Origin of the sequence: Streptomyces sp. NBC_00038, assembly GCF_026343635.1 — a bacterium.
Taxonomy (GTDB): Bacteria; Actinomycetota; Actinomycetes; order Streptomycetales; family Streptomycetaceae; genus Streptomyces.
The window spans coordinates 7,563,206-7,587,386 of sequence record NZ_JAPELQ010000001.1 but is presented as its reverse complement, the minus strand read 5'-3'; the positions used below and the strand labels follow the sequence as shown (position 1 = coordinate 7,587,386).

The 24,181-nt window shown below is 69.2% G+C and carries 20 protein-coding genes and 1 pseudogene; 3 read left to right on the top strand and 18 right to left on the bottom strand.

Annotation, left to right across the window (positions count from 1 at the left end; all coding sequences use genetic code 11):
- Positions 1-50: 50 nt before the first annotated feature.
- The 10 genes and pseudogenes from lepB (OG219_RS34395) to proS all read right to left on the bottom strand — a co-directional run bounded on the left by lepB (OG219_RS34395) (position 51) and on the right by proS (position 7,892).
- Complete coding sequence (lepB, locus tag OG219_RS34395; protein ID WP_266833148.1) at positions 51-980, bottom strand: signal peptidase I; 930 nt, start codon at positions 978-980, stop codon at positions 51-53.
- Positions 904-1,956: pseudogene (gene lepB / locus OG219_RS34390) on the bottom strand (signal peptidase I); the annotation flags it as partial. The gene lepB (OG219_RS34395) and the pseudogene lepB (OG219_RS34390), both read right to left, overlap by 77 nt.
- Positions 1,949-2,665 (bottom strand): signal peptidase I, encoded by a 717-nt coding sequence (gene lepB / locus OG219_RS34385; protein WP_266833146.1) that lies wholly within the window; start codon positions 2,663-2,665, stop codon positions 1,949-1,951. The gene lepB (OG219_RS34385) and the pseudogene lepB (OG219_RS34390), both read right to left, overlap by 8 nt.
- A 45-nt stretch (positions 2,666-2,710) precedes the next feature.
- Positions 2,711-3,061: a 50S ribosomal protein L19 gene (gene rplS, locus OG219_RS34380; RefSeq protein ID WP_266474611.1), complete on the bottom strand. Its 351-nt coding sequence runs from the start codon at positions 3,059-3,061 to the stop codon at positions 2,711-2,713.
- A gap of 132 nt (positions 3,062-3,193) precedes the next feature.
- Positions 3,194-4,015 (bottom strand): tRNA (guanosine(37)-N1)-methyltransferase TrmD, encoded by an 822-nt coding sequence (gene trmD, locus OG219_RS34375; RefSeq protein ID WP_266833144.1) that lies wholly within the window; start codon positions 4,013-4,015, stop codon positions 3,194-3,196.
- Complete coding sequence (gene rimM / locus OG219_RS34370) at positions 4,012-4,560, bottom strand: ribosome maturation factor RimM (protein ID WP_266833142.1); 549 nt, start codon at positions 4,558-4,560, stop codon at positions 4,012-4,014. Before rimM ends, trmD begins: the two co-directional genes overlap by 4 nt.
- Positions 4,561-4,644: 84 nt before the next feature.
- Entirely contained in the window at positions 4,645-4,884 is a 240-nt protein-coding gene (locus tag OG219_RS34365; RefSeq protein WP_005479813.1) for an RNA-binding protein, read from the bottom strand.
- Positions 4,885-4,886: 2 nt separating this feature from the next.
- Positions 4,887-5,306 carry a 30S ribosomal protein S16 gene (gene rpsP / locus OG219_RS34360; protein WP_266474615.1) on the bottom strand — a complete coding sequence of 140 codons (420 nt, stop codon included), beginning with the start codon at positions 5,304-5,306 and terminating at the stop codon, positions 4,887-4,889.
- Between the two features lie 323 nt (positions 5,307-5,629).
- Positions 5,630-6,226: a hypothetical protein gene (locus OG219_RS34355; protein ID WP_266474616.1), complete on the bottom strand. Its 597-nt coding sequence runs from the start codon at positions 6,224-6,226 to the stop codon at positions 5,630-5,632.
- A gap of 250 nt (positions 6,227-6,476) precedes the next feature.
- Positions 6,477-7,892: a proline--tRNA ligase gene (gene proS / locus OG219_RS34350; protein WP_266833139.1), complete on the bottom strand. Its 1,416-nt coding sequence runs from the start codon at positions 7,890-7,892 to the stop codon at positions 6,477-6,479.
- A 203-nt stretch (positions 7,893-8,095) separates the two neighbouring features.
- Between proS and OG219_RS34345 the strand changes: the two genes are divergently transcribed.
- A complete protein-coding gene (locus OG219_RS34345; protein ID WP_266833137.1) occupies positions 8,096-8,953 on the top strand; it encodes an SAM-dependent methyltransferase in 858 nt (285 codons plus the stop codon).
- 120 nt (positions 8,954-9,073) lie between these two features.
- Here the strand turns inward: OG219_RS34345 and ftsH are convergent, their stop codons facing one another.
- The 6 genes from ftsH to OG219_RS34315 all read right to left on the bottom strand — a co-directional run bounded on the left by ftsH (position 9,074) and on the right by OG219_RS34315 (position 18,923).
- Complete coding sequence (gene ftsH, locus OG219_RS34340) at positions 9,074-11,008, bottom strand: ATP-dependent zinc metalloprotease FtsH (protein ID WP_266833135.1); 1,935 nt, start codon at positions 11,006-11,008, stop codon at positions 9,074-9,076.
- A 153-nt stretch (positions 11,009-11,161) separates the two neighbouring features.
- Positions 11,162-12,712 (bottom strand): signal recognition particle protein, encoded by a 1,551-nt coding sequence (gene ffh, locus OG219_RS34335; RefSeq protein ID WP_266833133.1) that lies wholly within the window; start codon positions 12,710-12,712, stop codon positions 11,162-11,164.
- Positions 12,713-12,943: 231 nt separating this feature from the next.
- Positions 12,944-15,403 (bottom strand): [protein-PII] uridylyltransferase, encoded by a 2,460-nt coding sequence (locus OG219_RS34330; RefSeq protein ID WP_266833131.1) that lies wholly within the window; start codon positions 15,401-15,403, stop codon positions 12,944-12,946.
- Between the two features lie 27 nt (positions 15,404-15,430).
- A complete protein-coding gene (locus OG219_RS34325) occupies positions 15,431-15,769 on the bottom strand; it encodes a P-II family nitrogen regulator (RefSeq protein WP_164411711.1) in 339 nt (112 codons plus the stop codon).
- Entirely contained in the window at positions 15,766-17,103 is a 1,338-nt protein-coding gene (locus OG219_RS34320) for an ammonium transporter (protein ID WP_266833129.1), read from the bottom strand. The genes OG219_RS34325 and OG219_RS34320 overlap by 4 nt, the downstream gene beginning before the upstream one ends.
- Positions 17,104-17,441: 338 nt before the next feature.
- Positions 17,442-18,923, bottom strand: coding sequence for a hypothetical protein (locus tag OG219_RS34315; protein WP_266833127.1), 1,482 nt, complete (start codon positions 18,921-18,923; stop codon positions 17,442-17,444).
- 447 nt (positions 18,924-19,370) lie between these two features.
- Between OG219_RS34315 and OG219_RS34310 the strand changes: the two genes are divergently transcribed.
- Positions 19,371-20,033, top strand: coding sequence for a bifunctional DNA primase/polymerase (locus OG219_RS34310; protein ID WP_266833125.1), 663 nt, complete (start codon positions 19,371-19,373; stop codon positions 20,031-20,033).
- A gap of 117 nt (positions 20,034-20,150) precedes the next feature.
- Here OG219_RS34310 and ftsY read toward each other — a convergent pair whose 3' ends face one another.
- On the bottom strand, positions 20,151-21,347 hold the full coding sequence (gene ftsY / locus OG219_RS34305) for a signal recognition particle-docking protein FtsY (RefSeq protein WP_266833123.1): 1,197 nt from the start codon (positions 21,345-21,347) through the stop codon (positions 20,151-20,153).
- A gap of 175 nt (positions 21,348-21,522) precedes the next feature.
- Between ftsY and OG219_RS34300 the strand changes: the two genes are divergently transcribed.
- The gene (locus OG219_RS34300) at positions 21,523-22,494 is read left to right on the top strand and encodes an LLM class flavin-dependent oxidoreductase (RefSeq protein ID WP_266833121.1); all 972 of its coding nucleotides are present in this window, start codon (positions 21,523-21,525) and stop codon (positions 22,492-22,494) included.
- A gap of 159 nt (positions 22,495-22,653) precedes the next feature.
- Here the strand turns inward: OG219_RS34300 and OG219_RS34295 are convergent, their stop codons facing one another.
- Positions 22,654-24,069: a sugar porter family MFS transporter gene (locus tag OG219_RS34295; protein ID WP_266833119.1), complete on the bottom strand. Its 1,416-nt coding sequence runs from the start codon at positions 24,067-24,069 to the stop codon at positions 22,654-22,656.
- Positions 24,070-24,181 lie beyond the last annotated feature (112 nt).

Genomic DNA, 24,181 nt, shown 5'->3' with positions numbered 1-24,181 from the left:
GCGTCCGGACGAATCCGAACACACCGGCCCCAAGAGGACGCTTCAGAGCGTTACTTGGACGCCTTCCGCCGACGCCGCACCAGGACCAACGGCACAGCCCCCACGAGCGCCGCGGCACCCGGCGAGGTGATGGCGGCTGCCGCCTTGCTGTTGAGGCCCGACTGGTCGAAGGTGTCCGGAACCGGGAGGGTGCCCCAGCGGTTGATGGGCCACGCCTTCACGATGGCGCGCCCGACGACCTCGTCGACCGGGACCATGCCGTGGTTCTTGTCCGTCTGGTTGTAGCGCGAGTCCCGCGAGTTCTGGCGGTGGTCACCCATGACCCAGATTTTGCCCTCGGGAACGGTGACCTTGAACTGACCGCCGTCCTCGTCGACCGTGCACGGGGTGTTCCCGGGGTACACGTACGGCTCGTTCAGCGCCTTGCCGTTGACCGTCAGCGGTCCGGTGCCCTTGCACTCGATGGTGTCGCCGCCGACCCCGACGACCCGCTTGATGAGGTCCTTCTCCTCCGCGGACGGCATGAGGCCGATCCAGCTGAGGACCGTCTGCAAGGCGTTCGGGTCGGCCACAGGCTCGCCCGCCAGCCAGTTGTCGGGGTCGTGGAAGACGACGACCTCGCCACGCTCCGGCTCGGAGCCGAACCACGGGGTCAGCTTGTCCACCAGGACGCGGTCACCCTGCTGGAGGGTGTTCTGCATCGAGTCCGAGGGGATCGAGAACGCCTGGACCAGGAAGGTCTTGATGAGCAGCGCGAGCACCAGGGCGATGCCGATCAGGATCGGCAGTTCCTTCCAGAAGGAGCGCTGCTTGGCCGACTTGGCGTCCTGCTCGGCGCGCTCCTGCTCAGCGCTGTCGTCCGCGGACCCACTCTCGGAGTTTTCGGCGTCTACAGCTGAGGCAGCCGAGTCGTCGGGCCGCTCCGGCCGCCCTTCGGGACCCTCGTGTCCGGACCGTGCGCCGACCGCCACATCCCCCACATCCACTCCTCACTCCGTGCCGCAGCCCGCGTCGGATTCGTCGCAGGCCCACCACTCCCATAACGAGCGGGAGTTCCGCAGGGCTCGGGAGCGGGATCAATCCGTCTGGATCCGCAGGGGCCACCCTATGCGACGCAAGGAGAGCGGATGTCGACCCACTTGGCGCGTCGGCGACGGACGCGTAGGTCCCCGGCTCCTTCAGGCGCGTCCAGTTCCCGATGGGCCAGGCGATGATCATGGCCCGGCCGACGATGGAGTCCTCGGAAACGGTGCCTTTGTACTTGTCGGAGCGGTGATAACGGGAGTCCGCGGAGTTGGACCGGTGGTCGCCCATGACCCACAGCCGCCCCTCGGGCACCTTCACCTCGAACGCGAAGTCGGAGGGCTTGTCGCCGGCGAGGATGTACGGCTCACTCAGCGGCGTTCCGTTGACGGTCACCCGGCCTTGCGCGTCACAGCACTTGACCGTGTCGCCGCCGACGCCGACGACCCGCTTGATGAGGTCCTTCTCGTTGTCCGAAGGCAACAGGCCGATGAAGGTGAGCCCTTGCTTGACCTGCTTGACGACAATGGGATCGTCCGCCTTCTTGGTCTCCTCCGCCGTGAGCCAGCCGCCCGGGTCCTGGAAGACGACGACATCGCCTCGCTGCGGCTTGGAGCCGAACCACGGAGTGAACTTGTCGACCAGGACACGGTCGCCGATCTGGATCGTGTTCTCCATGGAGCCCGACGGGATCACGAAGGCCTGGACGAGGAAGGTCTTCAGGACCAGGGCTATGAGCACCGCGACGCCTACGAGGAGGGGTATCTCCTTGACCGTCGAACGCCGCCTGCGCCGCTTGATCTTGCGGGCGAGCTTGCGCCGCTCCACACGGCTCGGGCGGCCCGCACTGCCGGAGGCGCGCCGGGTTCCGGTGGGCAGCAGGTTGTCGGCGGGGTGGCTGGAAACTCCGCGCGGCCTGCCGCGGTTACCCATGGGCACCGTCCGCGGCGGGCACGCGCGCGTAGGCGCCGGGGCGCGTCAGCCGGGTCCAGTGGTCCGAGGGCCAGGCGATCCAGTCGGCTCTGCCGATGACTTCGCCGACGGGGATCATGCCGCCTCCGGGGGAGCCCAGGTGGTCGCGGGAATCGCTGGAGTCGCTGCGGTGGTCCCCGAGCAGGAAGAGGGTGCCGTCGGGCACGACGACGTCGAAGGGCACGTCGGACGGGCTGTCCCCCGGGTACAGAAACGCCGACTCGTCGACCGACCGGCCGTTCACGTCGAGCCTCCCCTCCTTGTCGCAACAGACCACGTGGTCTCCCCCCACACCGACAACGCGCTTGATGTAGTCGGCGTTTCCGAAATACCCAGTGCCGTCGAAGACAACGACGTCGCCCCGCTGCGGCTCAGCACCGAAACGGTACGCCAACTTATTTACGAGAACGCGGTCCCCGATCCTCAATCCCTGCTCCATGGAACCGCTGGGAATCTGGAACGGCTGCATCACGAAACTGCTGAAAAGGAGCAGAAAGAGCAGGCAGACCAGCGCGGTGAGGGTGATCCGCCCGCCGGGGAGCCAGTCGGCGGCGCGGGCCACCAACGCGAAACGCGACCGACCCTCCCGTCCCTCTGTGTCCGAGATCTCCTCGGACTCACAAGGGCGGGAGGAGCGGTCGCGCTCCGTGTGCTGTGCTTCGGTGTTCATCGGAGCCAGATGTTATCCGGCTCCGATATGAGCACCTCCGCGAGCTCAGTTGTCGCGCTTCTCCTTGATCTTCGCGGCCTTGCCGCGCAGGTCACGGAGGTAGTAAAGCTTGGCGCGACGCACGTCACCGCGGGTGACGAGCTCGATCTTCTCGACGATCGGAGTGTGCACCGGGAAGGTGCGCTCGACGCCCACGGAGAAGGAGACCTTGCGGACCGTGAAGGTCTCGCGGACACCCGAGCCCTGACGGCGGATGACTACGCCCTTGAACTGCTGCACACGGGAGCGGTTGCCCTCGATGACGCGGACGTGGACGTTGACGGTGTCACCCGGGCGGAAGGCCGGGACGTCGGTGCGCAGCGACGCGCTGTCGACGGAGTCGAGCAGGTGAGTCATTTCGTCTGCTTTCTTCGCTGATGCCACAGGTCATCAACGGAAGTCGTTTCCAAAAGAGGTGCTGTCTTCGTCGGGGCGGGCGTCGTGTCCCCCTGTGGCAGGGGCGCACGCCGGACGACGCACAACAGCCCCCTATTGTTCCACGGCCTCCGGGCTGCGCCCAAATCGGCCGTCGGGCCCCGGCGCCCAGCCCAGGATCGAGAGCATTTCGCGGTCCTTCTTGTCGAAGGCCGAGGGGTCGCAGCGCTCGATGAGGTCGGGCCGGTTCACCGTCGTACGCCGCAGCGCCTCGTCCCGGCGCCAACGGGCGATCTTCCCGTGATGGCCGCTGACCAGCACCTCGGGGATGTCACGGCCACGCCACTGAGGGGGCTTGGTGTAGATCGGCCCCTCCAGGAGGTTGGCCATGGCCCCGGGCGCGAAGGAGTCGTCCCGGTGCGACTCCGCGTTGCCGAGGACTCCCGGCAGCAGCCGCGCCACGGCCTCCGTGATGACGAGTACGGCCGCCTCACCGCCGGCCAGTACGTAGTCGCCGATGGACACCTCGTAGACGGGCATCCGGGTCGCGTACTCGTCGATGACGCGGCGGTCGATGCCCTCGTAGCGGGCGGGCGTGAAGACCAGCCAGGGTCGCTCAGAGAGCTCGACGGCGAGTTCCTGGGTGAAGGGGCGTCCACTGGGGGTGGGGACGACAAGGACGGGCCCGTGCGAGCCCGTCTCGTAGCCGTCCGTCAGCACGGAGTCGAGGGCGTCGCCCCACGGATCGGTCTTCATGACCATGCCGGGGCCGCCGCCGTACGGGGTGTCGTCGACGGTGTTGTGGCGGTCGTACGCCCAGTCCCGCAGATCATGCACGTGCACATTCAGCTGTCCACGCGCGCGTGCCTTGCCGACCAGGGAGACGTTCAGGGGTTCCAGGTACTCGGGGAAGATCGTGACGACGTCGAGCCTCATTCGCTCTCGCCCTCCGACGAGGCGGCGATCTCGGCCTGGTCGTCGATGAGCCCCGGCGGCGGGTCGATGACCGCCCGCTGCTCCTCCAGGTCGATCTCGGTGACGATCTCCTCGACGAAGGGGATCAGCACCTCGGTCCCGTCCGGCCGCTCGACCACGAAGAGGTCCTGCGACGGCAGGTGGGAGATCTCGGTGATCCGCCCGACCTCGGTGCCGTCGACCGTGACGACGTCCAGGTCCATCAGCTGGTGGTCGTAGTACTCGTCCGGGTCCTCGGGCTTGTCGTCCGGGTCGATCTCGGCGATGAGCAGGGTGTTGCGCAGCGCCTCGGCGCCGGTCCGGTCGCGGACTCCTTCGAAGCGCAGCAGGAGACGGCCGCTGTGGACGCGGCCCGTCTCGATGGTCAGCGGTCCGGCGGAGGCCGGGTCGGTGAGCAGGACGGCGCCGGGCCCGAGCCTGAGTTCCGGCTCGTCCGTACGTACCTCCACGGTGACCTCGCCCTTGATGCCATGGGCGCGGCCGACGCGAGCGACTACCAGCTGCACTGTGCTTGATCTCCTGTCGGTACGACTACGGGCCGGGGACGGCCCGATAGGCCCTCCCCGGCCCGAGCCGGTGCTGCGTGTACGTCAGCGGACGTGATCCACGTCGACAAGGTCGACGCGGACACCGCGACCGCCGATAGCACCCACGACGGTGCGCAGAGCGCGCGCGGTGCGGCCATTGCGGCCGATCACCTTACCGAGGTCGTCGGGATGAACCCGGACCTCGAGAACGCGCCCGCGGCGCAGGTCGCGCGAAGCCACCTGCACATCGTCGGGGTTGTCGACAATGCCCTTCACGAGGTGCTCGAGAGCCTCCTCGAGCATGCTCAGGCCTCGGTCGACGCGGACTCGGCGGCGGCCTCGTCCTTCTTCTCAGCCTTCTTCTTCTGGGTGATGGCCTCACCCTTGCCCGTGTCGTCGCCACCGAGGGCTTCGAACAGCGGGCGCGCGGCCTTCGGCTCGGCCACGAGCAGCGGAGCCGGGGCGGGCAGACCCTTGAACTTCTGCCAGTCGCCGGTCAGCTTAAGGATGGCGAGAACCGGCTCGGTCGGCTGCGCGCCGACACCCAGCCAGTACTGCGCACGCTCGGTGTCGACCTCGATGCGCGAGGGGTTCTGCACCGGGTGGTACAGGCCGATCTCCTCGATGGCCCGACCATCACGGCGGGTACGGGAGTCGGCGACGACGATGCGGTAGTGAGGCGAACGGATCTTGCCCAGACGCTTCAGCTTGATCTTGACTGCCACGGAAGTGGTGTCTCCTGGTCTTGACGTGGTTGGGCACGGCGAGATTGCCGCGTGGGGTTGCGGTACCCGAGTGCCCGATGGACGCGTCAGCCGGAGGAGAGAGGGGTCCTATGCGACTGTCGAGTACAGCTAGCCATTCTGCCACACCCTGACGGGAGACCGGACCCCGGTCGCGCCCCTTACCTGGGCACAACGGCTCCCGGCGCCGGGACGAGCCCTGCATCGACTGTGCGGCCGTGCGTTCCGGCACCCACGAGGTGCCGCCGCTCACCGCCGAAGCCGACCGGGCCAACCACGCAACCCGACGCCTACGGGATACCGCCTCAGCCCGCTGCCGCGCCCACCACCTCAGGGATCCGGAAGGGTTTGCCGCACCCCCCGCACACGATCGGCGCCTGCGCCAGCACCGACGGGACGACCCGTACGTTGCGGCCGCAGTCGCACACCGCCTTCACGCGCACGCCTCCTCCGGAGGAGCCGTGCCGAGCGGCCGGCCCCCGGAAGCTGCGGGTCGTGTCCGCGGCGGTCGCGACGGTGTGTGCCTTGAGGGCGCGCTGCAACCGCTCCATGGTCGGGCGGTAGCGGCGCTTCGCCTCGGGGTTGAGCGTGACCAAGGAGAAGCCGCTGCTGGGATGCGGCTCCTCGGGGTGGTCCAGGCCCAACTCCTCGGCGATCGCGAGGAATCTGCGGTTGTGGTATCGGCCGGCGCGCGAGGTGTCGCGGACTCCGCGGGCGGCGGCGATGCCGTGGACTGCCTCATGAAGCAGTCGCTCGAAAGAGAGCTCGTGTCCGCAGGCGGACGACGACTCTCCGATCAGGGACTCTGGCGCGGCAAGATCGGGCAGTTCGGGGTGGTGCCGCTGAATATCGGCCCACGCCCCTGCCAGCTCTGCGGCGAGAACAGGTGGTGTCGTGCTCACGTAATGACAACGAGCCGGGGTGCCTCTGTGTTCCTATTCCGGGGCATCCCAAATAATTTGCACGTACCCGTCAGTTGCCGCTGATGCGTCCGGACGAGGGCGGGTGCGCTGATCTGCGGAGAAGCCTCACAGTTCATACCTAGCCGGTACGTAGAGACCCGTACGCCCCGCCGCTAGACGAGGTCCGCACGCCGGGGCACCTGTGGTCATCAGATGCGCAAGAGGCGTTTCGGCCGCCCTTGGGGCAAACCTAGTACGCGCGCGCCACGACAGCGACGTTACCGGGTGAATCGTCGGCCTCGGGCACCGACCCGTCCTCGGCGATCAGACACCGTACGGTCACCGAGTGCTCGGCCAGTCTGGCCTCGCCTTCTTCACCGAGGTCGGCCCACGGGATACGCGCCCAACCGCCGGCGACGGCGGCCTCGACGGCCTCCTCGATCGTCGACACCTCAGCCGTCCGGGACTCACGCCGCGCCCGCGACTGCTGGAGAAGCAGCGCCTGATCCTCTTCGAGGACGGTCGGCAGCAGGGCGACGAGGCCCTCGATCGCCACCGGCTCCTTGCCGCCGCGGATACGGCGGACCAGCATCGCGGTGCCGTTCTCCAGGTCACGGGGCCCGACCTCGATGCGTACGGGCACGCCCTTGAGCTCCCAGTCGACGGCACGGCGCCCGAAAGGCGTGTCCGTGCGGTCGTCCACGTGCACCCGCACACCCGCCGCCTTCAACTGCGCACCGATCTCGCGGACCTTGGCCAGAACCGCATCGTCGCCCTTGATGGCCAGTACAACGGCCTGAACAGCCGCAAGGCGCGGCGGCACCCGCAACCCGCTGTCATCACCGTGCGACATGATCAGGCCACCCACCATGCGAGTCGAGGACCCCCAGGAGGTCTGCCAGACGAGCTCCTGCTTGCCCTCCTTGGACAGGTACTGGGTGTGGAAGGCCTTCGCGAAGTTCTGCCCGAGCTCGTGACTCGTGCCCATCTGAAGGGCCTTGCCGTCGCCCATCATGGATTCGAGCGTCAGGGTGTTGATGGCCCCCGCGAACCGCTCACTCGCCGTCTTGCGGCCGAGTACGACATCGATCCCGAGGACGTTGACCATGAAGTCGGCGTACACCTTCTCGTGGATGTACGCCGCGTACTCCCGGGCCTCCTCGTACGTGGCGTGAGCCGTGTGCCCTTCCTGCCACAGGAACTCGGTCGTACGGAGGAACACGCGCGGACGCATCTCCCAACGGACCACGTTCGCCCACTGGTTGATCAGCAGCGGCAGGTCGCGGTAGCTCTGCACCCACTTGGAGAAGTAGTCGTTGATGATCGTCTCCGAGGTGGGACGGACGACGATCGGCTCCTCCAGCTCCTTGCCGCCGCCGTGCGTGACGACCGCGAGCTCCGGGGCGAAACCCTCGACGTGCTCGGCCTCCCTCGTCAGGTACGACTGCGGGATGAAGAGCGGGAAGTACGCATTCTGGGCACCCGCTTCCTTGATGCGGGCGTCCATCTCCTGCTGCATCCGCTCCCACAGCCCGTACCCGTACGGCCGGATGACCATGGTGCCGCGCACCGGACCGTTGTCGGCCAGCTCGGCCTTGTTGATCAGGTCCTGGTACCAGCGCGGGAAATCGTCCGCCTGGGGCGTGAGAACAGGTGCCTTAGCCATGGCGCGATGGTACGGGCACACGTTGCCGGGATGTGAATTCTTACCGAGCGCACAACCGACGCACAAACCGGGCGCCGAAACCCCTGGACGACACGTCGAGCGCGGAGTTTCCTGGCATACGGGGGGGAGTGCGGGGCGCACTGCTACGGGGGCCAGGGGAAACGGGGAACAGCGGCAACTCTCGGCGGATTGGGGCGCTTTCGATGACACCTACGCTCGTGCGGCAGCACCTACCTCACGCGGGGCCGACGCCCCGGGTGGACCCGTGTGCACGCGCGCGTGACTGGGCCGAGATCCAGGAGCGGATGTTGGTGCCGCTCCACGAGGCCGTCTACGAGCGACTCGAAGTGGGCACCGGCACGCGGCTGCTCGGCCTCGGCTGCGGTTCCGGGCTCGCCCTCCTGATGGCGGCCTCCCGCGGCGCCGCCGTCACCGGTGTCGACTCCAGGTCGCCCGAACGAGTGGCTCTCGCACGGGAGCGGTTGCTGCCGCAGACGTGGGGCACGCGCGCGCGTGCCGACACCCGGCTCGTCGACGGCACCCCCGAAGACGTGGCCGACGCGGGAGCGCCCGCCTTCAACCTGGTCACCGCGTTCGAGCCCATCGGGTGTGTGGCCGGGGACTCCGAAGGGCTCGCGGAGCTGCTGGACTCGGCGACACCGCTCGCCGAGCGGGGGGCTCCCGTGGTGCTCGCCGGGTGGGGACCGCCGGAGCGCTGCGCCACGTCGTCCGTGCTCCGGGTCGCCACCAAGTTGGCCGACCCCCTGCGGAAGGCGGCCAGTTGGCGGGCCGCCCGTCGTGACGACCTCGAGGAGGTCGCGCAGCGGGCCGGGCTCAAGCCGGACGGGTCGGGGCGGGTGGCCTGTCCGTTCGGGTATCCCGGTGTGGACAGTGCGGTTCGGGGGTTGTTGTCGACGGGGCTGTTCGACGCGGCGGTCGGTGCCACGGACGAGGTCCAGGTCGACAAGGAGCTCCGGGAGGCGCTCCATCCTCATCAGCGGCGGGACGGGACCGTGTGGATGGCGAATGTGTTCCGGTATCTGATCGCTCGTACGGGGTGAGGTCGCAGGCGTTTGTTCGCCCCCTCCGCCCCTGCCCGTCCCGTACCTGGGGGCTCTGCCCCCAGACCCCCGTATCGCGCTGACGCGCTCGTCCTCAAACGCCGGACGGGCTGAAACGCCTCAGCCCTCCTTCCTCAAGCGCGTGACCCCCGCGATCCGGTACGCGTCCGCCTCCTCCAGTGTCTCGCTCGCCAGCAGCGCCTCCGCGAGGGCGTTCAACTGGCCCCGGTGATCGCGGAGTTTCTGGCATGCCTCCTCGTAGCACTCGTCGACGATGCGGCGCATCTCGTGGTCGATCGAGTCGAGGGTCGCAGGGGCGGCCGAGAGGCCGTAGGCCTGCTGGGCGTCGTTCGGGAGGGCGGAGAGGCGGCCGACGCGTTCGCTCATGCCCCAGCGGGCGACCATGCCGCGCGCGAGGTTCGTGACCTGTTCCAGGTCGTTCTCCGAACCCGTCGTGACGACTCCGTAGACGACGTGTTCGGCAGCCATGCCTCCCAGGGCGCCGATGATGCGACCGCGCAGGTACTCCTCCGTGTACGCGTACCGGTCCGCGTCCGGGGTGGACAGCGTGACGCCGAGAGCGCGCCCGCGCGGGACGATGGTGATCTTGCGAACCGGGTCGGCGCCGGGCTGGAGCATGCCGAGCAGGGCGTGGCCGCTCTCGTGGTAGGCGGTGCGGCGGCGTTCCTCGGCGGGCATCACCAGCGGGCGTTCGGCACCCAGTTGCACCTTTTCGAGCGCTTCGGAGAGGTCCGTCTGTGTGACCTGGTCCTGCTTGCGCTTGACCGCGAGAAGAGCGGCCTCGTTGGCGAGGTTGGCCAGATCGGCACCGGTCATACCCGGAGTCGTACGGGCCACCTGGGTCAGATCCACGTCCGGGGCCAGCGGAATCCCCCGGGTGTGGATCTCCAGGATCGCCGCGCGGCCGCCACGGTCGGGCGGCGAGACAGTGACGACGCGGTCGAAGCGGCCCGGGCGGGTGAGCGCCGGGTCCAGGATGTCCGCGCGGTTCGTCGCCGCGATGACGATCACGCCCTCGGAGCCGGAGAAGCCGTCCATCTCGGTGAGGATCTGGTTCAGGGTCTGCTCGCGCTCGTCGTGGCCACCCATGCCGGAGCCGCCGGCCCGCGCCCGCCCGATCGTGTCGATCTCGTCGATGAAGATGATGGAGGGGGCCACTTTGCGGGCCTCCGCGAACAGTTCGCGGACCCGGGACGCGCCCACGCCCACGATCATCTCGATGAACTCCGACGCCGAGGCCGAGAAGAACGGCACCCCCGCCTCCCCCGCGACCGCCCGCGCAAGCAACGTCTTGCCGGTACCGGGCGGACCCGCAAGGAGCACACCGCGGGGCATCTTGGCGCCCATCTTCCGGTACTCGTCGGGGTTCTTGAGGAAGTCCACGACGTCGTTCAGCTCGCCCTCGACCTCGTCGATCCCGGCCACGTCCGCGAACGTCGTGCGCGTGGCTCCGGGCTGCAGTTCGACGGGTTTCGGCGGCGCCTTGCGGCCCAGCATGCCGCCCGCGCCGCCCATGCCCGCGCTCATCCGCCGCGCGATGAAGATCCACAGGACGACGAGCAGCAGCATCGGCGCGAGCGAGATCAACAGATTGGAGAGGAAACTGCGCTGCTGGACGACCGGCTCGGCGGTCACCGTGACGTTGTGCTTGTCCAGGTTCTCCCAGAGCTGGTCGTCCGCGAAGGACGGCCGCTGGGTCTTGAACTTGGTGTACTTCCCGTCGCCCTCCGGGTTGTCCTGGGCGTTCTTGAGCTGGCCCTGGATCGCGTCGCCCTTGGAGTAGATCTTCGTGACGTTGCCGCCGTCGACCTGCTTGCTGAACTCCGTGTACGAGATCGTCGGCTCGTCGCCCTCATTGAAGAAGGACAGCACCAGGTTGGCGATCAGGTACACCACCAGGGCGGTGAGGATCAGACCACCCCAGCCGCCCGGCATCTTCCTCTTCCCGGAAGGCGGCGGCGTCGGCTCGGGCGGAGTGCCCTCGGTACGCCACGGCTGGTCAGGGGCCTTGCGTGGCGGCACAGGGTTGCTCATATCCGGACGTTACGACAGGAAAACGGCGCCAGCACCCGCAGGGAACGCGTTGGGGGCGCCCCTCGAACACGAGGGGCGCCCCCAGCGTCGTACGAGATCAGAGCCCGTACGTGAAGCACCGTACGAGGAGACAGCCCCGTACGCGACGAACCGTCAGCCCATGAACTTCTTGAACTCGTCCGGCAGCTCGAAGTCCTTGGCGCCCTGCTGGGGCAGTCCGAAGGCGCCGCCCGGCTGGGGGCCGGCCTCGCGGCGCGCCTGGGCCTCGGCCTCCTCCTGCTTGCGCTTCATCGGGTTGCCGGAGCGCTGCTTGCCCTTGGCCTGCTTCTGCTTCTTCTTGGTGCGGCCGGGGCCGCCACCCATGCCCGGCATCCCGGGCATCCCCGGCATGCCGCCGCCCTGGGCCATGCGGGACATCATCTTGCGGGCCTCGAAGAAGCGCTCGACCAGGCCCTTGACCGCGCTGACATCGACGCCGGAGCCCTTGGCGATACGGGCACGGCGCGAGCCGTTGATGATCGTCGGCTCGTGGCGCTCGCCCGGGGTCATCGACTTGATGATCGCGGCCGTGCGGTCGACGTCGCGCTCATCGAGGTTGGCGATCTGGTCCTTGATCTGGCCCATGCCCGGGAGCATTCCGAGCAGCTTGCTGATGCTGCCCATCTTCCGGACCTGTTCCATCTGGGCCAGGAAGTCGTCGAGCGTGAAGTCCTGGCCCTTCTTGGACGCCAGCTTGGAGGCCATCTGCTCGGCCTCTTCTTGGCTGAACGTCTTCTCCGCCTGCTCGATCAGGGTGAGCAGGTCACCCATGTCGAGGATGCGGGAGGCCATCCGGTCCGGGTGGAAGGCGTCGAAGTCGTCGAGCTTCTCGCCGTTCGACGCGAACATGATCGGCTTGCCGGTGACCGAGGCGATGGAGAGGGCCGCGCCGCCTCGGGCGTCGCCGTCCAGCTTCGAGAGCACGACACCGTCGAAGCCGACGCCGTCACGGAAGGACTCCGCGGTGTTGACCGCGTCCTGGCCGATCATCGCGTCGACGACGAACAGGATCTCGTCCGGGCTGACGGCATCCCTGATGTCCGCGGCCTGCTGCATCAGCTCCTGGTCGATACCCAGGCGGCCGGCGGTGTCCACGATCACGATGTCGTGGACCTTCGTCTTGGCGAACTCGATGGAGTCCTTGGCGACCTTGACCGGGTCACCGACGCCGTTGCCCGGCTCGGGCGCGTAGACGGCGACGCCGGCGCGCTCGGCGACGACGCTGAGCTGGGTCACGGCGTTCGGGCGCTGGAGGTCGGCGGCGACGAGGAGCGGGGAGTGACCCTGGTCCTTCAGCCACTTGCCGAGCTTTCCGGCGAGCGTGGTCTTACCGGCACCCTGCAGACCCGCCAGCATGATCACGGTGGGCGGGTTCTTGGCGAACCGGAGGCGACGGGTCTCGCCGCCGAGGATCGTGACGAGTTCCTCGTTCACGATCTTCAGAACCTGCTGGGCCGGGTTCAGCGCCTTGGAGACCTCGGCACCAAGCGCGCGCTCCTTGACGTTCTTGATGAAGGTCCGCACGACCGGCAGGGCGACGTCGGCTTCGAGGAGCGCGATACGGATCTCGCGGGCCGTGGCGTCGATGTCCGCCTCGGAGAGCCGGCCTTTCCCGCGGAGGTTTTTGAAAGTCGCGCTGAGGCGGTCGGAGAGGGTATCGAACACGGCGCTCGTCGGTCCTCAAGGTTGGGGGCAGTCTAGGTTGCCCTCCAGGGTATCCGGCCGTTGCAACAAGTCGGCCCCTGCCCGCCAAGAACTGTCGGACAGAGGCCGGAACCCCCACGTGCGTGGGGAGCAGTTAGCGCCAGTCAGGTAGAACGCGTCGACCGCTGGACCATCCCCGCACAAACGGGGAACAAAAGCCCCAACGGCTGACCCGGCCATGGAGTCACGCACTCAACGCAGGCATTCCTCGAGCGCACGTGCCAGCCCAGCCGCCTCCGGGCCCGGCAAGGGCTGGCCTTTCGGAGACGTGACGTAAAAGGCGTCCACCGCATTGGACCCCAGCGTCGACACATGCATGCTCCGCACCCGTACGTTCGCCTCCTCGAAGGCCCGCCCGATGCGGTGCAGCAGGCCGGGGGCGTCATGGGCGCGGACCTCGATGACCGTGGCGTGACGTGATGCCGCAGGGGCGACCGTCACACGGGCAGGCGGCGCGATCGTGCCCCGGCGCCGGGGGTAGGCGGCGTCCCGCTCGGCGAGACGGCCCGCGATGTCGAGGGAGCCGTCCAGGGCGCGGACGAGGTCGGCACGGAGGCGGGCGGCCTGCGGCAGGGAGCCGTACTCGGCGGCGACCCGCCAGTCGAGCAGCAGCACCGAGCCCTCGACGCCGTCGGGCAGGTCGAGGGCGCGCAGCCCGGCCGTGCGGACGGTCAGCCGGTGCATGGCGAGGACGCCCGCGACGGCGGGGAGGACGCCGGGCTGGTCGGGTACGGCGATGAGGAGCTCCACGCCCAGCGGCTCCGGGTCCTCCGGCACTGAGGCGGAGGCGGTCTCGGAGTCGACCGGTTCGGTCTGCGCGCGCAGCGAGAGGACGGGGCCGCCGGTCCGGAACGACTCGATCGCGAGCCGTTCCTGTTCGGCCGTGGGTGCCGCGGCCTCGGGCTCCTCGGGGGCGTCCCCTGCGAGCACGGCCGAGACCCGTTTGACCAGGTCGGTGACGAGGGAGCCGCGCCACGAGGACCAGGCGGCGGGCCCGGTGGCCAGCGCGTCCGCCTCGGTGAGCGCGTGCAGCAGTTCGAGGGTGCCCTGCGAGCCGACCGCCTCGGCGACGGAGCGGACGGTGGCCGGGTCCTCCAGGTCGCGCCGGGTCGCGGTGTCGATGAGCAGCAGATGGTGGCGTACGAGGGTGGCGAGCACCGCCACGTCCGCGCGGTCGAAGCCGATCCGGGCGGCGACGTCCCGCGCGATGATCTCGCCCGCGACGGAGTGGTCGCCCGGCCAGCCCTTGCCGATGTCGTGCAGCAGGGAGGCGACGAGGAGCAGGTCGGGGCGGCCCACGCGGCGGGCCAGTTCGGAGGCGCGGACGGCCGTCTCGATGAGGTGGCGGTCGACGGTCCAGATGTGTACGGCGTTGCGCTGCGGCCGGCAGCGTACGCGCTCCCAGTCGGGCAGCAGCCTGGTGATCAGGCCCTCCGCTTCGAGCGCCTCCCAGACCTCGATGGTGGGGCGGCCGGAGCCAAGGAGCGTGACGAGCTGTTCGCGTGCCTCGGCGGGCCAGGGCGTGGGGAGGGGGCGCGCGGCGGCTGCCATGCGCCGTACGGCGTGCAGGGAGAGCGGAAGTCCCGACTGTGCCGCCGCGGCCGCCGCGCGCAACGGGAGTACGGGGTCGCGTTCGGGGCGCGCGGCGCGGGCGAGCACCACCTCGCCGTCCTGCTCGACGACGCCCTCGGCGAGCGGTGAGCGCTCCGCGGCGGGCTTGGCGCCGCCGCCGAGCATGGCGCGCAGGCGCGGGCGTACGGCGCGCGACCGCAGTACGCGCCCCACCTCGCGCCATGTCACGTCACTCGCGTACGAAACGACGCGCGCCGCCTCGTACACCTGGCGCAGCAGTGTGTCGGCGTCCAGGAGTCCGAGTTCCGCGGCGACCTGGTCCTGTTCCTGCAGGGCGAGGCGGTCGGTGGCGCGCCCGGTGGTGAGGTGGAGTGCGTCGCGGACGTCCAGGAGGCGCCTTCGCGCGTCGGTGAGGCCCTCGCGGGGCGCGTCCGCGAGCCAGGAGGCGGCTACGGCGCGCAGGGCGGTGGCGTCGCGCAACCCGCCGCGCGCCTCCTTCAGGTCCGGTTCGAGGAGGTATTGGAGCTCGCCCTGGCGCTCGGCCCGTTCGGCGCACAGCTCCTGGAGTTCGGGGAGACGTTTCGGCGCCTGGTTGCGCCAGTCGGCGAGGACGGTCGTACGCAGTCCGGCGGTGAGGCCGAGGTCTCCGGCGATGTGCCGGGCGTCCAGCAGACCGAGCTGGACCTTGAGGTCCTCGCTCGCGGTCTTGCGGGCCTCGGCCGGCGTACGGACGGAGTGGTCGAGGGCGAGGCCGAGGTCCCAGACGGGGTACCAGATGCGGTCGGCCAGGGCGGCGACGGCGCCGGAGTCGCTGCCGTCGTGCAGGAGGAGCAGGTCGAGGTCGCTGCGTGGGGAGAGTTCGCCGCGTCCGTAGCCGCCGACGGCGACGAGGGAGACGCCGCGCAGCGCCTCGGAGCCGGCGTCGAAGAGGCCGGTGAGCCAGTCGTCGGTGAGTTCGGCGAGGGCGGTACGGCGCGGCGGCCCGGACTGCGCCTCTCTTTGGAGAAGGCGCAGCCGGGCCGCCGCATAGCCGCTGGGTCCGGAGTCCTCTGCTTCGGAACGCATGTCCGTACTCGTCACCCAGCGACTCCTGTCTTTCTTTTTCTTTTAGAGCGCGTCCGGGCCGCGCTCGCCGGTCCGGACCCGGACGGCGGTCTCGACCGGGATCGACCAGACCTTGCCGTCACCGATCTTGCCGGTGCGGGCCGCCTTGACGATGACGTCGATCAGGCCTTCGGCGTCGTCGTCCTCGGCCAGCACCTCGATGCGGATCTTGGGCACCAGGTCGACCGTGTACTCGGCACCACGGTAGACCTCGGTGTGGCCACGCTGCCGACCGTAGCCGCTGGCCTCGGTGACCGTCAGTCCGTGTACCCCGAAGGCCTGCAGGGCCTCCTTGATCTCGTCGAGCCGGTGAGGCTTCACGACGGCGGTGATGAGCTTCATGCGTCCACCTTCTTGGCTGTGCCCTCAGCGGGGGTCGGCGAGGAAGTGAAGCCGGCGCCACCGCCGGTGCCGCTGAAGTCGTATGCGGTCTCGGCGTGCTCGGCCTGGTCGATGCCCGCGACCTCCTCGTCCTCGCTGACCCGCATCCCGATCGTCTTGTCGATCAGGAAGGCGAGGATCGCGGAGGCGACGAGGGAGTAGCCGAGGACGGCGAAGACGCCGGCGCACTGCTTCCAGAACTGGTCGAGGCCGCCGCCGTAGAAGAGGCCCTCGACGTCGGACTGGCCCTTGCCGGAGGCGAAGAAGCCGATGAGCAGGGAGCCGACGACACCGCCGACGAGGTGGACACCGACGACGTCGAGCGAGTCGTCGTAGCCGAACTTGTACTTGAGGCCCACGGCCATGGCGCACAGCACACCGGCGATGACGCCGACGGCGATCGCGCCGAGCGGGGAGACCGCACCGCCGGACGGGGTGATCGCGACCAGACCGGCGACCGCGCCGGAGGCGGCACCGAGGGTGGTGAACGCGCCGTGGCGGATCTTCTCGTAGGCGAGCCAGGCGAGCATCGCAGCGGCGGTGGCGATCTGCGTGTTGAGGAACATCAGCGCGCCGACACCGTCGTCGTTGCCGAGCCACGAGCCTGCGTTGAATCCGAACCAGCCGAACCAGAGGAGACCGGCGCCGAGCATGACCAGCGGGAGGCTGTGCGGGCGCATCGGGTCCTTCTTGAAGCCCACGCGCTTGCCGATGACGAGGATCACGCCGAGCGCCGCGGCACCCGCGTTGATGTGGACCGCCGTACCACCGGCGAAGTCGATCACGCCGAGTTCGAACGCCCAGCCGCCGGTGCCCCATACCCAGTGCGCGACCGGGAAGTACACGACCGTGACCCACAGGGCGATGAAGAGGGACCAGGCGGTGAACTTCACGCGGTCCGCGAGCGCGCCGCTGATCAGGGCGGGCGTGATGATGGCGAACATCAGCTGGAAGGCGGCGAACACCGTGATCGGGATGGTGTAGCCGTCCCACAGGTCCGTGATGCCGACGCCGCCGAATCCGACGTAGTCGGAGGTCCAGCCGATGAGCGAGCCCTTGTCGGTGCCGAAGGCGAGGGAGAAGCCGTACACCACCCACAGGATGGTGACTATGCCCATGCTGATGAAGCTCATCATCAGCATGTTCAAGGTGCTCTTGACGCGGACCATGCCTCCGTAGAAGAAGGCCAGGCCGGGCGTCATGATCAGCACCAGGGCGGAACAGATGAGCATGAACCCTGTGTTGGCAGCAGACAGCGTGGGTGCATCTGCGGCAAGGGTGATGGCTGGTGCCATCGGCGTCTCCTCGTCGATTGGTACGGCCCCGTGCGGGCGAAGCCTGAAGTGGGCGTGAGGGGTGGGCCGGTTATGCGCCATGAGATTGGCGCAGCGCGGTTTCGGTCGGCACCCCTCGATGTTTCGCCGCAGTGACGAAGGCGCCTTGTGTGTTACGCGTCGATGAACTGCCTGAGACCGGGCCGAGCGATCGTTATCGTGGCGCAACCTTCTCCGAAGGGAGAAAGGCCGGCCGCGGTCGGCCGTCCGATGACCTGGCATGGGGGAGCCGAGTCGGGCAGTTCGGGACGGCCGGCCACGGCCGGGGTACTGGGGTGTGGCCGCTCACGCGGCCCGGGTCAGACCGCCTCGGCGGTCTCGGGCAGGTCGACGGCGAGCTGGTCGGTGAGGTCGACGACCTCGGCGAGGTCCCCGAAGTCGCGGGCCGCCGTGTCGACCGTCTTTCGGATACGAGTGTTGACGCGCTCCGAGCGCACTTTCTTCGCGTACGACATGGCTTCCTTGGCTCGGACCGCACTCTGCGCGGGCTCCCGCTGGAGGAGGTGCACGGTGGCCATGCCGATGAGGTTCAGTGCGTACGAACGCTGGTGTTCGGGGTCCTTGGCGAAGAGGTCGACGGCCTGCTGCATCAGGGGCTCCGCCATGGAGGCGTAGGTGGGGCTGCGGCCCGCGACATAGGCGAGGTCGCGGTAGGAGTGCGAGTTCTCGCCGTACAGCTCGGCCTTGGAGAAGAAGCGGATCCAGTCGGGGTCCGGGTCGTCCCATTCATGCACGTCGGCGAAGGTGTCCTCGGCCATCCGGACGGCGCGCTTGCACTTTCCGGGCTGGCCCATGTTGGCGTACGCGCGGGCCTCCATCGCATACAGCATGGACTGGGTGCGGGGGCTCGCGCAGTCGCGGCTTCCGTACTGCGCGAGGTGGATGAGTTCCAGCGCGTCCTCGGGCCGGCCCAGGTGGATCATCTGGCGGCTCATGCTGGACAGGACGTACGAGCCGAGCGGCTTGTCGCCCGCTTCCTTGGCGGCGTGCAGGGCGAGGACGAAGTACTTCTGCGCGGTGGGCTGGAGCCCCACGTCGTAGCTCATCCAGCCGGCCAGCTCGGCCAGCTCGGCGGCGACCTTGAACAGGCGCCTGTTCGTCGCGGCGGGCTGGGGTTCCTGGAGCAGGTCCGTCACCTCGTGCAGCTGTCCGACGACCGCTTTGCGGCGCAGGCCGCCACCGCACTGGGCGTCCCACTGCCGGAACATCACGGTGGTGGACTCAAGGAGGTCCAGCTCCGGTTTGGAGAGCCGGCCGCGGCGCGCCGAGGCGGGGGGCTCGGGCTCCTCCGGTGCAGCCATGGGCGAGGGGACGAGCCAGCGCTGCATGGGTTCGATGAGGGCCGGGCCCGCGGCGAGGGCGAGCGAGCTGCCGAGGAAGCCGCGCCGCGCCAGCATCAGGTCGCTGCGCGAATACTCGCTGATCAGCGCCACGGTCCCCGGGCCCGTCCAGGGCAGGTCGACGCCGGACACCGACGGTGACTGGTGGGCGGCCCGCAGGCCGAGATCCTCGACGGCGACGACACAGCCGAAGCGCTCGGAGAACAGCTCGGACAGGATCCGCGGGATCGGCTCGCGCGGGTTCTCCCCGTCCAGCCAGCGACGCACCCGCGAGGTGTCCGTGGAGATGTGGTTGGCCCCCAACTGGCGGGCCCTGCGGTTCACTTGCCGTGCGAGCTCGCCCTTGGACCAGCCGCTGCGCACGAACCACGAGCCGAGCAGCTCGTTGGGGCGCTTGTCCGTGCCGGTCGCGGTCATCCCGCCTCCGCCGTTGCCGCCCACTGGAACGCCCCCATCCCTGAGACCACTTGTACGCTGCGTGCGCCAAGCCCTATCAGAATGCCGGTAAATACGGCCGCACGTCCGGTAGTTCTCACCCTTCGAACGGGAAGCCGACTTGCCCTTGGCATACCCACGAGTGCACACGTCCCCAGGACTCGTGCACTCAAAGTAATCCTACGATCACCCGTCCAGCCATGGCGATCCCGGAAACGCCACCATTCGCCACCCCTTCGAATGAACTCCGCATCGCCTACGCGCGATTGACTTGACACTGGATGGCCGGGAGTGGGCGGAGCGGTGTGCGCTGGGGCGCACGATGCAGAGCGCACTACCCGGGGCACTACTGGGCGCCGTCTGAACCGGGCGGCACAGGGGAAGTCGGGAACACAGGGTCACGTTCCGATTCCGTCACGTAACCACCGCCACGTCGGACCCGTTGGAGGGGGCATGGGCTTCACGATCGGCAGTAGTCGGGGGACGCGCGAACTCCGGCCCGGCTCACGGCGCCGCGGCCGTTCGTCGGAATGCACCGCGGTGGCGGAGTTCACCGGGCTGTGGGGATGGGACGTGGTCCCCGGTGCACGAGCCGCCGCGGGGGCGTGCTCGTGCGGCAGGGCCGACTGCCCCGCGCCGGGTGCGCATCCGCTGGACTTCGCTCCGCCGATCCCGGCCGGCGCCACGCTCGACGAAGTGACCGAGGCCTGGGCCGAGTTCCCCGGGGCCGCCATGATGCTGCCGGTCGGCCGCGCCTTCGACGTGATCGAGGTCGCCGAGCCCGCCGGGCGCCGCGCGCTCGTCCGTCTCGAACGCATGGGGCTCCCCCTCGGCCCCGTGGCGGCGACCCCGGACGGCCGCGCCCACTTCTTCGTCGCCCCCGGCTCCGCGCCCGAACTCCCCGAGCTGCTCTACCGCATGGGCTGGGACGACGCCTCCCTCGACCTGCACGGCCTGGGCCCGGGTACGCACATCACCGCCCCGCCCTCCGACCGCTCGGGCCTCGGCCCGGTCCGCTGGCTCCGCTCCCCCGCACTGGACTCGGCGACGAAGCCACCACAGGCGCGGCTGCTGCTGGGGACGCTGGCGTATGTGGCACACCGGTCGCGCGCGTAGCCGTCACCACCATGGGCTCACATGACGAAGCGCCCGCCTCCAACTGCACCTTGGGGGCGGGCGCTTCTTCGAGCACCGGCTGATTCCGCTTCACATACCAATTTTGGTAGGTGACACCTACTCCCCGATAAGGGCGTCAACGAACGCCTCCGGCTCGAACGGCGCCAGATCGTCCGCCCCCTCCCCCAGCCCCACCAGCTTGACCGGCACACCCAGCTCGCGCTGCACCGCGATCACGATGCCGCCCTTGGCCGTCCCGTCGAGCTTGGTCAGCACGATGCCGGTGATGTCGACGACCTCGGCGAAGACGCGGGCCTGGACGAGACCGTTCTGCCCGGTGGTGGCGTCGAGGACGAGCAGGATCTCGTCCAGCGGCGCGTGCTTCTCGACGACGCGCTTGACCTTGCCGAGCTCGTCCATGAGCCCGGTCTTCGTGTGCAGCCGGCCCGCGGTGTCGATGAGGACGACGTCGGCGCCCTCCTCGATGCCCTCCTTGACCGCGTCGAAGGCGATCGAGGCCGGGTCGCCGCCCTCGGGACCGCGCACGGTACGGGCGCCCACCCGCTCGCCCCAGGTCTGCAGCTGGTCGGCGGCGGCGGCACGGAAGGTGTCGGCGGCGCCCAGGAGGACGTGCTTGCCGTCGGCGACGAGCACGCGGGCGAGCTTGCCCGTGGTGGTCGTCTTGCCGGTTCCGTTGACCCCGACGACCATCACGATGCCCGGGGTGTCGAGGTTGGAGTCGGTCTTCACCGTGCGGTCGAACTCGGGCACGAGCAGCTGGAGCAGCTCCTCGCGCAGCAGGGCACGCAGCTCGTCCGGCGTACGGGTGCCGAGCACCTTCACGCGCTCACGCAGCCGGTCGACCAGCTCCGTGGTGGGCTGTACGCCGACATCGGCGGTGAGCAGCGTGTCCTCGATCTCCTCCCAGGTGTCCTCGTCGAGGTGCTCGCGCGAGAGCAGCGTGAGCAGCCCCTTGCCGAGCGCGTTCTGCGAGCGGGAGAGCCGGGCGCGCAGACGCACCAGGCGCCCCGCGGACGGCTCCGGGACCTCGATCTCGGGAAGGGCCGGGGGCTCCTCGACCGCGACGGGAGCCGAGGCGGCCTCCGGGAGGTCCACCTCTTCTATCGTGCGGCGCGGTTCCTCCCGCGGCGTCTCGGCCTCGTCGCCGACGTGCGGCTCGGCCGGAGGGGCGGTGATGTCGGGCGTCGAGGGCGGCGGCGGGGGCAGCTGCTTCTTCCGGCGGCTGCCGACGACAAGCCCGCCGAGCGCGCCGAGCACGATCACGGCGATGACTACAGCAAGGATGATTTCCATAACCCACCCAGTATCCATCCCTCCCAGGGAGGCAGCCTTCCCTCCCTGAGAAGCCGCGCTCCACGTTTCAAAATAGAACTGCTGTACGACACTGACGTAACCCGCCCGCCGCCTCTATGGCCGTCTGACGAACCGTCAGCTACCGTCCCCCTCCACACACGAAGGGGGGCTCCCCATGCCCGTAACGGTCGTACGCTTCAACCTCGTCGACCCCCACGCCACCCCCGCGTCGCTGAGTGCCCGCTACAAGGCGGCGATCGAGATGGCCGCGTACGCCGACGACCGCGGCATCACCACCGTGCAGACCGAGGAGCACCACGGCGTCGCCAACAACTGGCTGCCCTCGCCGTTCGCCTTCGCGGGCGCGGTCTTCGGCGCGACCCGCCACATCGCGGTCACCGTGTCGGCGGTCATCGGCCCGCTGCACGACCCGCTCCGGCTCGCCGAGGACATCGCCGTGCTCGATCTACTCAGCGGCGGACGTCTCATCACCGTCGCGGGAATCGGCTACCGGCCCGAGGAGTACGCCCTCTTCGACGTCGACTGGAAGCGGCGCGGCAAGCTCCAGGACGAGCTGCTGGAAACGGTGCTGAAGGCGTGGACCGGCGAGGAGTTCGAGTACCGGGGCCGGACCGTACGGGTCACTCCGCGGCCGTTCTCGGATCCGCACCCCCTGCTGCTGGTCGGCGGCTCGTCGAAGGCGGCGGCGCGGCGGGCGGCCCGCCTGGGCCTTCCCTTCTTCCCCAGCGCCCACCTGCCCGAGCTGGAGGCGTACTACAAGGAGCGGCTCATCGAGTACGGCACCGAGGGCTGGACCATGATGCCCTCGGCCGAGACCCCGCTCCTGCACATCGCCGAGGACCCCGACCGGGCCTGGGCCGAGTACGGCACGCACTTCCTGCACGAGGCACGGACGTACGCCTCCTGGCAGTCCGGCGACATCCGCTCGGCGGTGAAGTCGGCGGCCACGACGGTCGACGAGCTGCGCGCCGAGGGTGTCTACCGGATCCTCACGCCCGACGCGTGCGTGGCACACGGCCTCGACAACTACGTCCTGCACCCGCTGTCCGGCGGGATGCCCGTCGACGAGGGCTGGCGCAGCCTGCACCTGTTCTGTGAGAGCGTCCTGCCCCGCCTCAAGGACTGAAAGGGCTCAAGGGACCGGAGGAACCGAGAAGACGCACTGCCCCGGTTCAGGGCCTCGAAGGCCGAGCCGGGGCAGTGCGTCCTCTTACGAGTACGGGGAGAAGGGCAGCGGGGGTTTGGCCCGTCTCCCCGAGTTCCGGGGGCCGTTCCTGCGAGAGGCCTAGCCCATCTCTTCCAGCGCCTTGCCCTTGGTCTCCTTCACGTACTTGAGCACGAAGGGGATGGAGAGCGCGGCGAAGAACGTATAGATCACGTAGGTCGCGGAGAGGTTCCAGTCGGCCAGCGACGGGAAGCTCGCGGTGATGGCCCAGTTGGCGATCCACTGCGCGGAGGCGGCGACGCCGAGCGCGGCGGCGCGGATCTTGTTCGGGAACATCTCGCCGAGGAAGACCCAGACCACGACACCCCAGGAGAGGGCGAAGAAGAGGACGAAGACGTGGGCGGCGATCAGGGCGACCCAGCCCTGGGTGGCCGGCAGCTTGCCGTCCACGAGGTCGAAGGAGAAGGCCCAGGCCTCCAGGCCGAGCCCGATGACCATGCCCACGGAGCCGATGAGCGCGAGCGGCTTACGGCCGATCCGGTCGACGAAGATCATGGCGATCACGGTGCCGATGATGTTGATGATCGAGGTCGTGAACGAGTAGAAGAACGACTCGGACGGGTCGACGCCGACCGACTGCCACAGCGTCGAGGAGTAGTAGAACGCGACGTTGATGCCGACGAACTGCTGGAAGACCGAGAGACCGATACCGACCCAGACGATCGGCTTGAAGAAGAAGCTGCCGCCGAGCAGGTCCTTGAAGACCGACTTGTGCTCGCTCTTCATGGCGTGCTCGATCTCGGCGACGCGGACGTCCAGGTCGATCTTGTCGCCCTCGACCTCCTTGAGCACCTCACGGGCTCGCTCGTCCCGGCCCACGGAGATCAGGAAGCGCGGCGACTCGGGGATCGCGAAGGAGAGCAGACCGTAGAGGACGGCCGGGACGACCATGACGCCGAGCATGACCTGCCAGGCTTCGAGGCCCATGATCTGGCCGCGCTGGTCACCGTCGGCGGCGTTCAGGATGCCCCAGTTGACCAGCTGCGAGATGGCGATGCCGATGACGATGGCGGCCTGCTGGAAGGAGCCGAGGCGTCCGCGGTACGCGGCCGGGGCGACCTCGGCGATGTAGGCGGGGCCGATGACGGAGGCCATACCGATGGCGAAACCGCCGATGACGCGCCAGAAGGCCAGGTCGTACAGGGAGAAGGGCAGCGCGGACCCGACGGCGCTGACCGTGAACATGACGGCCGAGATCTGCATACAGCGGATGCGGCCGATGCGGTCGGCTATGCGGCCCGCGGTCGCCGCGCCGATGGCACAGCCGATCAGTGCGATGGCGATGACCTGGGCCAGCGCCGCCGAGCCGATGTCGTACCGGCTTCGGATGGCCTCGACGGCGCCGTTGATCACGGCACTGTCGTAGCCGAAGAGGAACCCGCCCATCGCGGCCGCCGCCGCGATGAAGATGACGTGCCCGAGATGCTCGGGATGAGCCTCTCGGGCTCCTGACTTGGGGGGCGCTGTGCTGGTCACGTGTAACTCCTCGGGCCACCGGCCTCACTGCCGGGGGTGTGGGGCGAGCCCTTCAGTGGTCATACAAGTGGCGCACAACATCACGCCGCCCACCAGCTGAAGGTAAAAGCAA